The 12,880-nt window shown below is 73.1% G+C and carries 15 protein-coding genes; 6 read left to right on the forward strand and 9 right to left on the reverse strand.

The window, feature by feature from the left end:
- Positions 1-3: 3 nt before the first annotated feature.
- From ABII15_RS01430 to ABII15_RS01440, 3 genes are all read right to left on the reverse strand, one after another.
- Complete coding sequence (locus ABII15_RS01430; protein ID WP_353940380.1) at positions 4-615, reverse strand: GPP34 family phosphoprotein; 612 nt, start codon at positions 613-615, stop codon at positions 4-6.
- A 77-nt stretch (positions 616-692) separates the two neighbouring features.
- Positions 693-893: a hypothetical protein gene (locus ABII15_RS01435; protein WP_353940381.1), complete on the reverse strand. Its 201-nt coding sequence runs from the start codon at positions 891-893 to the stop codon at positions 693-695.
- Positions 894-984: 91 nt separating this feature from the next.
- The gene (locus ABII15_RS01440) at positions 985-1,413 is read right to left on the reverse strand and encodes an Ohr family peroxiredoxin (RefSeq protein WP_353940382.1); all 429 of its coding nucleotides are present in this window, start codon (positions 1,411-1,413) and stop codon (positions 985-987) included.
- A gap of 246 nt (positions 1,414-1,659) precedes the next feature.
- On the opposite strand from ABII15_RS01440, the gene ABII15_RS01445 reads away from it, so the two are divergent.
- The 6 genes from ABII15_RS01445 to ABII15_RS01470 all read left to right on the forward strand — a co-directional run bounded on the left by ABII15_RS01445 (position 1,660) and on the right by ABII15_RS01470 (position 5,184).
- Positions 1,660-2,088: a hypothetical protein gene (locus ABII15_RS01445; protein ID WP_353940383.1), complete on the forward strand. Its 429-nt coding sequence runs from the start codon at positions 1,660-1,662 to the stop codon at positions 2,086-2,088.
- A gap of 94 nt (positions 2,089-2,182) precedes the next feature.
- The gene (locus tag ABII15_RS01450; protein ID WP_353940384.1) at positions 2,183-3,109 is read left to right on the forward strand and encodes an alpha/beta hydrolase; all 927 of its coding nucleotides are present in this window, start codon (positions 2,183-2,185) and stop codon (positions 3,107-3,109) included.
- Between the two features lie 159 nt (positions 3,110-3,268).
- A complete protein-coding gene (locus ABII15_RS01455; protein ID WP_353940385.1) occupies positions 3,269-3,652 on the forward strand; it encodes a PPOX class F420-dependent oxidoreductase in 384 nt (127 codons plus the stop codon).
- A gap of 175 nt (positions 3,653-3,827) precedes the next feature.
- A complete protein-coding gene (locus ABII15_RS01460) occupies positions 3,828-4,202 on the forward strand; it encodes a hypothetical protein (protein WP_353940386.1) in 375 nt (124 codons plus the stop codon).
- A gap of 196 nt (positions 4,203-4,398) precedes the next feature.
- The gene (locus tag ABII15_RS01465; protein WP_353940387.1) at positions 4,399-4,797 is read left to right on the forward strand and encodes a metalloregulator ArsR/SmtB family transcription factor; all 399 of its coding nucleotides are present in this window, start codon (positions 4,399-4,401) and stop codon (positions 4,795-4,797) included.
- A 12-nt stretch (positions 4,798-4,809) separates the two neighbouring features.
- Positions 4,810-5,184, forward strand: a complete 375-nt coding sequence (locus ABII15_RS01470) for a VOC family protein (protein ID WP_353940388.1) — start codon at positions 4,810-4,812, stop codon at positions 5,182-5,184.
- 10 nt (positions 5,185-5,194) lie between these two features.
- Here ABII15_RS01470 and ABII15_RS01475 read toward each other — a convergent pair whose 3' ends face one another.
- Genes ABII15_RS01475 through ABII15_RS01500 form a run of 6 tightly spaced genes read right to left on the reverse strand, consistent with a single transcriptional unit; the run spans position 5,195 to position 12,862 of the window.
- The gene (locus ABII15_RS01475; RefSeq protein ID WP_353940389.1) at positions 5,195-6,121 is read right to left on the reverse strand and encodes an NAD-dependent protein deacetylase; all 927 of its coding nucleotides are present in this window, start codon (positions 6,119-6,121) and stop codon (positions 5,195-5,197) included.
- 37 nt (positions 6,122-6,158) lie between these two features.
- Positions 6,159-7,703, reverse strand: coding sequence for a helix-turn-helix domain-containing protein (locus ABII15_RS01480; RefSeq protein ID WP_353940390.1), 1,545 nt, complete (start codon positions 7,701-7,703; stop codon positions 6,159-6,161).
- Positions 7,700-8,824: a DUF917 domain-containing protein gene (locus tag ABII15_RS01485; RefSeq protein WP_353940391.1), complete on the reverse strand. Its 1,125-nt coding sequence runs from the start codon at positions 8,822-8,824 to the stop codon at positions 7,700-7,702. The genes ABII15_RS01480 and ABII15_RS01485 overlap by 4 nt, the downstream gene beginning before the upstream one ends.
- A gap of 10 nt (positions 8,825-8,834) precedes the next feature.
- A complete protein-coding gene (locus tag ABII15_RS01490; RefSeq protein ID WP_353940392.1) occupies positions 8,835-9,914 on the reverse strand; it encodes a DUF917 domain-containing protein in 1,080 nt (359 codons plus the stop codon).
- The gene (locus tag ABII15_RS01495) at positions 9,907-11,469 is read right to left on the reverse strand and encodes a hydantoinase/oxoprolinase family protein (protein WP_353940393.1); all 1,563 of its coding nucleotides are present in this window, start codon (positions 11,467-11,469) and stop codon (positions 9,907-9,909) included. Before ABII15_RS01495 ends, ABII15_RS01490 begins: the two co-directional genes overlap by 8 nt.
- Before the next feature lie 46 nt (positions 11,470-11,515).
- On the reverse strand, positions 11,516-12,862 hold the full coding sequence (locus tag ABII15_RS01500) for a cytosine permease (RefSeq protein WP_353940394.1): 1,347 nt from the start codon (positions 12,860-12,862) through the stop codon (positions 11,516-11,518).
- Between the last annotated feature and the right edge of the window lie 18 nt (positions 12,863-12,880).

Raw genomic sequence — 12,880 nt, forward strand, 5'->3', positions numbered from 1 at the left:
CCGCTAAACGCGCCAGATGTTGTCGAACGCGTCCTGCTCGACGGCACGGCGCAGCCGTTCGGCCTCCAGCTGCGTGACCGCCTCGCCGACGGCGGCGAGCACGGTGACGACCGCGTCGTCGTCCCGGTCGTCCTGGCGGTCCCACGACGACGTGTCCTGACACCTCGCGGCCGCCAACAGCCCGACGAGTACCGGTTCGCAGGACGCGGCGCGCGCCTCCGCGGCACGGCGGGCCGGGGAAGCGGCCCGTTCCTCGCCCGCGGTTCCCCGCCAGAACCCGTGGCGCTTCGGCCTCGGGCGGGCGATCGCTCCGGACCTCTCCAGCTCGGCCAGATAGGCGGCGGCGAGTCCGGGACCACGCCGCCAGAGCCAGTTCTCCACCGTCTCGTACGGTTCCCTGCGGTCCAGGGCCGCGGCCGCGCGGTCCAACAGGGTTTCACCCATGGGGCGTTGCGTGCCGGGCACCATGCGGTCGCCGTCCAGGGACAGTGCGCCGCTCGTGAGGAGGTCGATCGCCTCGGCGCCCGCGAGCGCGAGGGACAGGCCGCCCGGCTCCGCCCGCTGCTCGTGCGGCACGTCCAGGGCGACCAGGGTGAGGTCCTGTGCGGTGGTCATCGGCGTAACTCCTTGTCCGGGGGGCGTGGTGACGCCGCTTCCACGGCGAGGCGAGGCTTCAACAGTGAGGCCGGGCCTCAGAGGAGGTCCGAGGCCGACGGACCGTACCCCCACATGACCGCTGTCGCGGACCAGCTCCACACCTGTGCGCTGTCGGGCCACTCGCGGCCCGTGACCGGGGTGTCGGCGTCGGTGCGGTTGATGGCGGCGCGGGCCGGGGCGGCGACGGCGCGGCGGCGCTCGGGGATCCGGGTGCGGGTGTACGTGACGGAAGCCATGGCGTGTGCCGTCTCTCTCCGGTCGGCGGTACGGATGGTGCGGGCCCCGTGCCGGGGGAAGGGGCACGGGACCCGCGGTCCGAGGGGGCGGTCAGGCGGCGGCGCGGGCGTCGATGACGACCGGGACGTTGCCGCGCGTGGCCTTGGAGTACGGGCAGATCTGGTGGGCGGCGTCGGCGAGTTCCTGCGCGGTGCTCCGGTCGACACCGCCGAGGACCGGCGTCAGGACCGCGGAGAGGGTGAACTCGCCGTCGTCGCCGTGCGTGAGGGTGACCTCGGCGGTGATGGCGGTGCTGGTCAGCCGGATATTGCGGCTCGTCGCGGCGCGGCGCAGGGCGCCCAGGAAGCAGGCGGCCCAGCCGGCGGCGAGCAGTTGCTCGGGGTTGGTCGCGGCGCCCGATCCGCCGAGCTCCTTCGGCAGGGCGAGGCCGGTCTCCAGCAGCCCGTCCGAGGAGCGGACGCGGCCGCCGTTGCGGCCCTCTCCGTCGACGTCGACAACAGCGGTGTAGCTGACAGCCATGACTCGTGCTCCCCATCTGGGTCGGAAGTTCGGGCGCCACGATCCGGACCCGATCAGGGGCACCGGTTGGGGCGGTGATGGAATCGTGGCAGAGAAATTCATCACCAGTCAAGACGGTTACGACATACGAAAGTCCTCCATCGCCTCACTCACACCTACCTCCGCATTCTCCTTGACAGGTCACACCAGATCGTGCGAGCGTTCGTCACCAGTCAGACCAGTTATTCATTGGTGAGGGGAAATCCCATGGCAGTCGTCCGCTTTCATCTCGTGTCCTCGCTCGTCCCGTCGGACGTCCTGGCGGTCCTGACGGACTTCGGTCCCTCCCGCGCCGCCTCCTGGCCCACGATCGACGCCGACCACTTCGAGGTGCACGGCCTCGGGGACACCTGGGCCGAGGTGACCGAGGGCACCGCCGCCGCGTGGGAGCGGGCGCGCTACGAGTGGCAGCCCGGGGGCGACACCGTCACCATCACCACCCTCGACTCGAAGCTGTTCGGAGCCGGTGGCGGCTGGGTCTTCCGGCTGACCCCGGAAGGCGCCGGCACCCGGGTCGATGTCGAACTGACCCGCACACCCGGCTCGTTCAAGGGCAAGGTGCTCGCCTCACTGCTGCCTCTCGCGGCACCCGCCTCGCTGCGCAAGTCGTTCTCGGGACCGCTTCAGGCAGCATGACACATGTGTCGCCGACAAGCAGCACTCGTCGGCCCATTACTCACACCTCACCACCTGGTCGTCCCGTCACACCTCGCACCATCAGGAGCCTTCGATGACCGCATCGCCCGCCCAGGGCACCGGCCCGCTCTCCCCCGGCAGTCACACCTATCAGCTGGCCGGTATCGTCCAGCGCTACCACGTGCACGGCGCCGGACCGGTGTGCGTCGTCCACTCCGGTGGGCCCGGCATCGCCTGGGACTACCTGCGCATGCCCGCCCTTGAGACCCATCTGACGATGGTCTACGTCGAGCCCGTCGGGACCGCCGAGGACAGCCGGCTGCCCTCACACCCGCACGGCTACACCCGGGAGCGGTACAGCGGCTTCCTCGACGTGCTCATCAGCCGCCTGGGCGTGCCCGAGGTGTACCTCCTGGGACATTCGCACGGGGCGTTCGTGGCCGCACATCACGCGCTGCACCGGCCCGAGCGGCTCGCGGGTGTGGTGCTCTACGAGGGCGCGCCCGTCACCGGACCCGAACACGCCGCCGAGGCGGGCCGCATGGTGGAGGCGTGGGCCGCGCGGCACGCCGGACACCCCGGACTGCCCGGCGTGCTCGCTGCGTTCGGCGCGATGTCCCGCATCTCCGACGACGAGGAGACCGTGGCCGTCGCCCGCGGTGTGCTGCCGTCGTACTTCGCCGACTACTGGGCCGACGAGGAACGTCTGGCACCGTTCCGGGACGCGATCCGGGCCACGTACATCTCCGGTCTGGACGAGGACCTCACCCCCGATGTCATCGACGACCGCGTCGCGCTCAAGGGACTCACTCTGCCCACCCTGGTCGTGGTGGGCCTGCACGACGTCATCTGCGGCCCTCGCTGGGGCCGCGAACTGCATGAACTGATCCCCGGCTCCCGGCTGCTGACGCTGGAGAACAGCGGGCACTTCGGCCACCTGGAGGAGCCCGAACTGTTCGCGGACACCGTCCGCGACTTCGTCCGGAGCACCGGCGCCGGGGAGCCGGACCGCCGCGGCTGACCCGCAGGACGTACGACCACGCCCGGCGGACCGGACTCCGCCGTCACGGGGATGGGACGGCGGAGCCGGCACCCCCATTGTTCCCGGTTCAACTTCCCCGCCGCCAGAGGGCGTCCCGGCCTGCGGACGTGCGACACCGGCGTCGCTAGACTCCCCCGCATGTCCGACATCGACGCGATCCGCCGCGCCACCTACATCAGCCTGACGACGTTCCGGAAGGACGGCACACCGGTCGCGACGCCCGTGTGGCAGGTACCCCGGGCCGACGGCGCGGTGCTCGTCGTGACACCCGCCGACTCGTGGAAGGTCAAGCGGATACGCAACAACGACGCCGTGACCGTGGCCGTCTGCACCGTGCGCGGACGTACCGCCCCCGACGCCGCCGTCCTGTCCGGCACCGCGCGCCTGCTCGACGAGGCGGGCACCGCCGACGCGCAGAAACTCCTCGGGAAGAAGTACGTCAGCTCGCGGATCGGCAACGGATTCCTCAAGATCCTCCGGGTGCGCAAGAAGCCCAACATCGGTATCGAGATCACCCTTTGACGATCACTCATTGATCCTTTCGACTGATCAGATTCGGACCGAAGGGCACACGAGAGCGCACGGGAACAGTCTCCGGCAATCGTTTTGGGCATATGCCATACCGGGTTGCCGTCAACTGTCTAGGGTTCCGGCGAGGGCTGGAGAACCGACCCTCGCATCCCTTGGAGGAGAACCCGTGACCAATGTGGAAGTGTCCCTCAAGACCCTGCTGACGGAAGTCGAGGGTGCGCTGGGAGCCGCCGTCGTCGACTACACGAGCGGCATGGCGCTGGGCACCCTGGGCGGCGGCAAGGAACTCGACCTGAACGTCGCGGCGGCCGGAAACACCGATGTGATCCGCGCCAAGATGCGCACCATGGAGACGCTCGGCCTGAAGGCCGAGATCGAGGACATACTCATCACCCTCGGCACCCAGTACCACCTGATCCGCCCCGTCTCCGGCCGTACGGGGAACGGGCTGTTCATCTATCTCGTCATCGACAAGGGCCGCTCGAACCTCGCCATGGCGCGGCACCACCTCAAGCGCGTCGAGGAGCAGCTGGAAGTCTGAGCCCCGGCTCTTTTTCTTTGCTCACCACTTGAAGATTTCTTCAAGTCTCCATCTCTGCATCCGTCGAACTCTCGGATCCGACGGCCCCCGGCCGGGAAGGATGGGACGGCACAGCGGGCGGGGCGGCGGGCGTGGCCGCCGCTCCCCGTCTCCACACCCGCATCCGCATTCCGAGCCAGGGAAGTGAGCGATCCCCGTGCAGGCGCCCCTCTACCAGGTCAAAGCAGAGTTCTTCCGCATGCTCGGGCACCCGGTCCGGATACGTGTTCTGGAGCTGCTTCAGAACGGACCGATATCGGTACGCGACCTGCTGATCGACATCGACATCGAACCCTCGAACCTCTCGCAGCAACTCGCTGTCCTGCGCCGTTCCGGCATCGTCGTCTCCACCCGCGAGGGCGCGACCGTCAACTACGCGCTCGCCGGTGGTGACGTCGCCGAACTCCTGCGCGCGGCCCGCCGTATCCTCACCGAACTCCTCACCGGCCAGAGCGCCCTGCTGGCCGAGCTCCAGGACTCCGAGCTCCCCGGGCCCGACGAGGGCCCGGAACACACCGAACGGCCCGGGCAGCCCGCCGCGCACGTCCGGCATTGACAGCATGAGGGCATGACGACGACGCTCGGTGCCTTTGTCCTCGGTACACCCGACCCGCCCGCGCTGGCGGACTTCTACCGGGCCCTGCTGGACTGGGAGGAGGTCGACCGGCAACCTCGATGGGTCCGGCTGCGCGCTCCGGAGCGCGAACGCCCCGGCCTCAGCTTCCAGTGGGAGCCCGACCACACTCCGCCGACCTGGCCCCCGCGCCCCGGCACCCAGCAGATGCAGGCCCACATCGACATCCAGGTCGACGACCTGGCCGCGGAGACCGAGCGGGCCCGTGCCCTGGGGGCGACGCTCGAGGACCATCAGCCGCAGCCGGACGTACGGGTCATGCGCGACCCGCACGGTCACCTGTTCTGTCTCTTCCTGCCCGGCGCCTGACCGGTCCCGCTCAGCCGGACACGGGCTCCTGACCGCCGGGGCCGGGGGCGGCGACCTCGGCGACCACGGTGGACAGCGCCTCGCCGAGCGGTAGTTCGACCCGGCCCGCGGCCCAGCGGTCGCCCCGGGTAGGGCCCTGGTTGACGATCAGGACCGGGATCCCCGCGTCGGCCGCGCGCCGGACGAACCGCAGCCCGGACATGACCGTCAGGGACGAGCCGAGCACCAGCAGCGTGGTGGCGCCGTCCACCGTCTCCCGGCACAGGGCCACCCGCTCGGGCGGGACGTTCTCGCCGAAGAAGACGACGTCGGGCTTGAGGACTCCGGTGCCGCAGTCCGCGCACGGCACCAGCCGGAACTCGCGCACCGCGTCCTCGGGCAGTTCCACGTCGCCGTCCGGGTTGACCCGCGCGGCCCGGTGCCGCTCGGCGACCGCCTCGAAGCCGGGGTTGGCGGCACGCAGTCGCCGGTCGAGATCGGCGCGGGTGCTGGTCCGGCCGCAGCGCAGGCACACCACCCGGTTCAGGCTCCCGTGCAGCTCGATGACGTGCCGCGCGCCGGCGGCCTGCTGGAGTCCGTCGACGTTCTGCGTGATGACACCGGTGACCAGACCGGCGCGGGTCAGCGCGGTGACCGCCCGGTGCCCGGCGTTCGGGTCGGCCCGGGTCATGGCGCGCCAGCCGAGCTGGCTGCGGGCCCAGTACCGCTGCCGGGCCTCCTCGCCGCCGACGAAGTCCTGGTACGTCATCGGGGTGTGCCGGCGCAGCGAGCCGTGCTCGCCGCGGTAGTCCGGGATGCCCGACTCGGTGGAGAGGCCCGCACCGCTCAGCACCACGACGCCGCCCGCCCGCACGGCGTCGACGACGGCCGACAGGTCGGTCGTGGCCGCGGGCAGATCGCCGGTGGGCTCCCAGTTCAGCGTAGGTCTGATCCGCATGTCTGCCAGCGTACGCAGCCCGGCCGGCCGGGGCCGGTCAGGTGCCGGTCAGGGCGCGGCAGGCCATCTGCAGGGCCAGCCGGTAGCTCGGGTCGTCCAGGTCGATGCCGAGGCGGTCACGGACCTGGTGCAGCCGGGCGGCGACGGTGTTGCGGTGCAGGCCGAGGGCGCGGGCCGTCGCGGCGGCCGAACCGCCGCTCTCCAGGAACACCCGCAGCGTCGTCAGCAGGTGGGCGTGCTCGGGATCGCGCAGCGGGGCGAGAGCCGTCTCGGCGAAGGCGCGGGTGATGTCGGACTGCTGCCAGGCGGCCAGCAGCTGGCCGACGCCGAGTTCGTCGGTGTGCTCCACGGCGGGGCGGAACTCCCGGGCGGCGGCGAGACGCGCCGCGTTGCGGGCCTCGGTCAGGGTGTCCGCGAGGCCGCCGGGGCCCTGGTGCGGCCGACCGATACCGGCGACGAGGCGCCGCCGCACGGGCAGTTCGGCGAGGGCCCGGCGCACGTCGCGCAGCAGCCGGCGCGGATCGTCGGTGGCGGGCCTGCGGGTGCTGCTCGCCCACAGGTCCCAGGAGGCGTCGTCCTCGGCCACGGCCTGGACGGTCAGGCCGTGCCGGGCGAGTGCCGCGACCAGCGCCGTGACGAAGGTGTCGGGGCCGTCGCCCGCGGGGGTGTGCCCGGCGCGGACGAACAGTCCCAGGTGCCAGTCCTCCAGACGCCAGCCGAGGGCGACGGCCCGCTCGACGGTCTCCCGGCTGACGCTCGACCGGCCGGTGACGACGTCGGTGAGGAGCCGTCGGCGGGCGGCCCGGTCGTGGTCGGCGCGGGTGCGGGCGCCCGCGAGCCAGGACCGGATGAAGGGTTCGAGCAGCGCGAGGCCGAGGGCGATCGTCTCGGCGCGGCTGTCGTCCACGCCGTCCACGGGGCACAGCAGCCAGGCGGGGACCGGGGCGGCGCCGCCCGGCCGGTGCCCGGCGGGCGGGGCGGCGTGCACGGGGTGGGCGAGCAGCCGGGCGGTGCGCTGCGGGACGGCGAGGTCGGGGCGGAGGGTGTCCGGCGGCACCGGGTCGCCGAGGATGGCCGCGCCGTCGGGGGTGACGAGGCTGATGTCGGCGGTGAGGACGGAGCGGGCCGCGACGATCAGGTCCGGGCCCTCGGTGTGGTGGGCGAGGCGGCGCACCAGGGTCTCCACGGTGCGGGCCCTGGCCACCTCGGGCGCGCGCACCCGCAGGGTCAGGTCGAGGGCGAGGCGGAACGGGTCGTCGGTCGGCACCCACAGCACCGGGATGCGCAGCCGGTCGGCGAGCCGGACCGCCGACAGGGGCGGCCGGTCGGTGTCGTCCACGGTGACGCAGAGCGCGGCCGCCCCGGCCTCCTGGGCGCGGCGCACCAGGGCGTCGAGCCGGTAGGCGGGGGCGGCGTCGCGGGCGTCGCAGATCACGAGGTGCCCGGCGATCGCGTCGAGGGCGCCCTGGTAGGCGATGACGTCGGTGACGGGCCGGTCGAGTCCGGCGTGTCCGGCCAGCGTGCGGGCGGTGCGCAGCAGCGGGTCGGCGAGCAGGTCCGCGACGGTGGGGGCGGCGCTCATACCCGGTTCCCCTCGGTGCGGCGGCCCCAGCCGGGCGGCGGCGTGCGGTGCGGGGCGGGTGCCAGGTCGAGGCCGAAGGCGGCGGGGCCGACCAGGGCGGCGGCCTCGGCGGGCCAGTCGTACAGGGCGGGCAGGGCGAGCAGGACCAGGTGCTGGCCGGTGCGGATCTGATCGGCGCGCAGCGGGCGGCGGCCGCTGGGGTCGACGGCGGTGACGATCCGGGGGCAGGCGGCGCGGGTGACGCCGTCGACGGTGACGGCCAGGTATTCGTCGAGGAGGTCGACGCGGACGACGGCGCCGGTGCGCCGGTCGGTGAGGGTGGCCCAGCCGGGGGTCAGGTCCTGGCGCGGGACGATCTCCTCGGTGCGGCCCACCGCGAGCAGTTCGGCGTCGAGGGCGGCGGCGAGGTCGTCGGGGGTGGTGCGGTGGTCGCCGGCGGCGGCGAGGAAGCGCTCGCCGAGGCGGAGGCAGGCGCTCACTGATCCCCGTACGCCGATCCGGGCGAGGGTCGCGGCGGGCAGCGGGTGCAGGGCGACGGCGGCGGCTCCGCCGAGGGCGAGGACGTTGGCGCGCAGGAGGGGTTCGACGCGGCGGGGCGCGCAGTCCTGGACGACGACGGTGTCGCCGCCGGGGCCGACGAGGGCGAGGGGGTGGGTGGGCAGGCCGTGCAGGGCGGTGACGGTCTGGTCGATGCGCGGGAAGGCGCGGCCCATGAGGTCGCCGTCGACGAGCGGCAGGCCGAGGCGGGCCGCGGCGACGCCCGCGATGAGTGTGTTCAGGCCGCCCACCTCGATGACGCCGATCGCTCCGGCGGGACGGCCGGTCACGTCGGTGACGGTGCGGACGGCGCGGACGAAGTCGTCGGGGTCGGCGAGGCGCTCGGCGAGGACGTCGGGCGCGCCGCCCTGGCCGACGTGGACCACGACGGTGTCCGGCGGCAGGTCGGCGGCGGGCGTCAGGGTGACGGGCGTCCGGTCGAGTTCGCGGCGCAGGAGCAGGGCGCCGGTGGCGACCTCTCCGCCGCCGCCCGACCCGAGCAGCTGGGCGCCCACGGCCAGTGCGGGCAGCCGCGCGGCCGTGAGCGTGTGCCGCGGGGCGGGGGCGGTCGGTGGGGTGGTCACGCTTCGATCATCACACTTCGGCGGCGGGCAGCGGCTCGTAGGTGTGGTCGTAGCCGAAGTAGCCCGGTCCGGCGAGGGCCAGGCCCTCGGGGGTGCGCCAGCGCGGGTCGCAGGGCACGCCGAGGACACTGACCCGCAGGCCGTAGCGGAGCGTCTCGGTGGTGACCGGTTCGCCGGAGTCGGTGTCGAGGACGCAGATCAGGTCGGGCACGCTGACCACGACGTTTCCGTCGTGGGTGGCGACCAGGTTCTCGTTCTGGAAGGACAGTTCGAGGGTGGATCCGCTGTCCTGGGCGAGTCCGGCGAGGCGGGCGGTACCGCGGGCGAAGCCGCCGGTGGTGGTGCGCCGCACGTCGGCGACCTTGCCGGTGAAGACCAGGCGCCCGCCGAGGGTGGTGGCCGCGGCGGCGACCGGGTCGTCGTGGCCCTCGCGGGCCTCGCGGATGGCGCGGCCGACGCGCTCGCACAGGGTGAGGGTGCCGGGGACGAGGTGGTCCTTGGCCTGGCGGCCGGTCAGCGCGTAGAGGCTGACGGCGGCGCTGCACCCCATCTCGACGGTGGCGGCGCGGGCCAGGCGCTCGGCCCAGGCGTTGCCGTCGGTGCGCAGTGCGACGGAGTTGCCGCGCTCGTCGGCCAGGGCCATCGGGGAGGCCGATATCCCGCCGAGGGTGGGCAGCAGCATCTGGAGTTCGGGGAAGGCGCGGCCCATGCCGTCGGCGTCGATGAGCGGCACCCCGGCCTCGGCGGCGGCGACGAACGGGGACATCGAGTTCAGTCCGCCCGCCTCGATGGAGACGGTGTGGGTGGCCCGCTTGCCGAGCAGGTCCTCCAGGGCGCGCAGCGCGCCGAGGATCTCGTCGCCGGAGGGCAGCTTCTCCAGCATGACGGTGGGGGCGCCCATGAACGCGGTGGGGATCACCACGGCGTCGTCGTCGATCTCGTCGACGCCGAGGAGGGTGACGGGCCCGTGCCGCTTGAGCGCCTGCTCGGCCAGGAGGCGGCCGACGAACGGGTCGCCGCCTCCGCCGGTGCCGAGGACGGCGGCGCCGCGCGCCAGGTCGGGCAGGTTGTCGGCGGTGATCTCACGCATCGTGGCCTCCCAGGCTCAGCTCTCCGACGGCCTTGACGCGGATCCGGGTCGCGTTGCCCGGGAGGTAGGCCAGGGGTACTTCCTCGATGTCGACGATCTCGACGGAGCCGGGGCGGGCGCCGGCGGCGACGGCGCGCTCGACGGCTTCCTGGCGGGCCTCGTCGAGGACCGTGTCGCGGGCCTGCGGGACGACCGAGTAGACCCGGTCGACCTCGCCGCCGACCTGGGCGATCGCCGCGCCGATGGCGTTGGCGACGGCGAAGTGGTCGGGGCGCACCACGCTGGAGGCGCCTTCGAGGTTGTCGGGTACGAGGATGCTGCCGCCGCCGACGGCGACGACGGGGACGGGTTCGGCGGAGGCCCGCATCCGGTCGACGACCTCGGCGAGCCGGTCGTCGATCTCGCGCAGCGCCGCGTCGACCACGGCCTTGTCGAGGTGGGCGACGAGTGCGGGGTCGCCGACCTCGGCGCGCTTCCCGGCGACGGCGATGTCGGTGGCGGTCAGCCGGGTGCCGCCGAAGACGAGGGCCTCCTGGCCGAGCCGGTAGCCGACGCTGGCCGGGCCGACGGCGATGCCCGACGCGCCGTGCACGACGTGGCTGCCGCCGCCGATGCCGACGGAGAGCACGTCGGGCATCCGGAAGTTGGTCTGCACGCCCGCGACCTGCACATCGGTGGAGGCTTCGCGGGGGAAGCCGTTCTGGAGGATGCCGACGTCGCTGGTGGTGCCGCCGATGTCGACGACGGCGCAGGACGGCAGCCTGGACAGGAACGCGGCGCCGCGCATCGAGTTGGTGGGCCCCGAGGCGAAGGTGGCCACCGGATAGCGGCGGGCGTAGTCGACGTCCATGAGGGTGCCGTCGTTCTGGCTGAGGAACACCGGGGCGCTGATGCCCGCGTCCGCGACGGTGCGGGTCAGTCCGGTGGCGACCTGGTCGGCGAGGCCGCGCAGGGCGGCGTTGACGACGGTGGCGTTCTCCCGGCCGAGCAGGCCCATCCGGCCGATCTCGTGGGAGAGGCTGACCGGAGCGCCGGGCAGCTGCTCGGCGATGATCTCGGCGGCGCGCGTCTCGAACTCGGCGTTGACCGGGGAGAACACCGAGGACAGCGCGAAGGAGCCGGCGCCCGCGGCGACGGCCCGGTCGAGGACCTCGCGGAACTCGGCCTCGTCGAAGTCGGCGATGGGGCTGCCGTCGTACTCGTGGCCGCCGTGGCACAGGTAGCTGTGACCGCCGATGGCGGCGACAAGGCGCTCGGGCCAAGCGACCAGCGGGGGCAGCGCGCGGGTGGCGGGCAGCCCGAAGCGGATGGCGGCGGTCGGGGCGAGCCGTTCGCCCTCGACGAGCGCGTTGATGAAGTGGGTGGTGCCGATCATCACGGCGTGCACGGCGGCCGGGTCGAAGCCGGTGGCCGCGCGCAGGTCGCGCAGTGCGGTGACGATGCCGCCGGTGACGTCGGCGGTGGTGGACGCCTTCACGGCGCCCAGCACCCGGTCGCCGTCGATCAGGACGGCGTCCGTGTTGGTGCCGCCCACGTCGATGCCCAGTCGGAGCATGGCGGGGTCCTTTCTCTTGCGGTGCCGGGCGCCGGGGCGCCCGGGGTCAGACGGAGGGCTGTCCGGCGGGCCGGAGGACGGCCGGGGCGTCCTGGTCGGTGGGGACGGTGCCCACCCCGCGCACCAGGCCGAGGCGGGCCGCCGCGAGGTAGAGCACGAGGGCGACGACGACGGAGTTGATGGAGGGCAGCCCCCGGTCGACGTACTTCCCCACGACGGCGGCGACGGCCCACACGACGAGACCGGCCGGCACCCAGGCGGGTGCGTCGGCGGGGAGCGTGCCGGACGGGCGGGTGGCGTCGAGGGCGGGGCGCCAGGTCCGGGTCACGAAGTACTCGGCGACCATGATCCCGGCGATCGGCGGGAAGAGCACGCCCAGCAGGTTCAGGAAGCCGCTGAAGCTGTCGAGGACGCCCATGGCGCCCAGGACCGAGCCGACGACACCGACGACGACCGTGACGGCGGCCCGGTTGAGGCGGCGGCCGAAGGTGCGGTCGGCGAAGGTGACGATGCCGAGCGAGGCGGCGTACAGGTTCCAGTCGTTCACCTTGATCGTGGCGGCCACGATGACGAGGGTGCCCAGGAACCCGGAGGTGGACGTGACGATGGCGATGACGTCGTTGGTGCGCAGCGCCAGGGCGAGGAGCACGCCGATGAGCCCGATGACGTACTCGCCGACGGTGATGCCGAGGACGGTCTGCTTGACGACGTCCTTGCCGGTGCGGTTGAAGCGGCTCATGTCGGGGGTGATGACCGCGCCGACGATGAAGCCGCCCGCGACGAGCGTGGTGCCCTGGAGGAGCGAGAGGGGCGGGCCCGCGGGCTGGGCCGAGGTCAGGGCGCCCAGGTCGTGCTTGGACAGCTCGACGGTGATCGACCAGCCGGCCAGGACGAGAAAGGCGGGGACGGTGATGTACGCGGCCCAGGCCATCGAGCCGACGCCGCGGACGACGACCGCGGTGATGAGCAGGCCGACCACCAGGGCCCAGCCCCAGGCGGGCAGGATGCCGACGAGGTCGACCAGGCCGTCGGCGGAGACGGCGTTCTGGATGCCGAACCAGCCGACGGCGCTGATGCTGATGGCCAGGCCGATCAGCGCGGCGCCGTTCGCGCCGAAGCCGGTCCAGCGGGCGAGCAGCGACGTGGACAGGCCCTCGCGCTGGCCCGCGATCCCGGTGAAGACCGTCATGACCTCCAGGACGACCGCGCCGAGCGTGATGGCGAGGACGGCGTTCCAGAACGTCATGCCGAAGCCGAGGGTGGCTCCGATGAGGAAGCTGGCCAGGGTGGAGAGCTGGCCGAAACGCTGGGTGGCGACCGAGAACCAGTGGAAGCGGGCCGTCGGGGGGACTCGGCCCAGCGCGTGGTCGTCGTGTCCTGAGGTGGACGCCATGGGGACTCCAGAAGGGCG

Origin of the sequence: Streptomyces sp. HUAS MG91, assembly GCF_040529335.1 — a bacterium.
Taxonomy (GTDB): Bacteria; Actinomycetota; Actinomycetes; order Streptomycetales; family Streptomycetaceae; genus Streptomyces; species Streptomyces tabacisoli.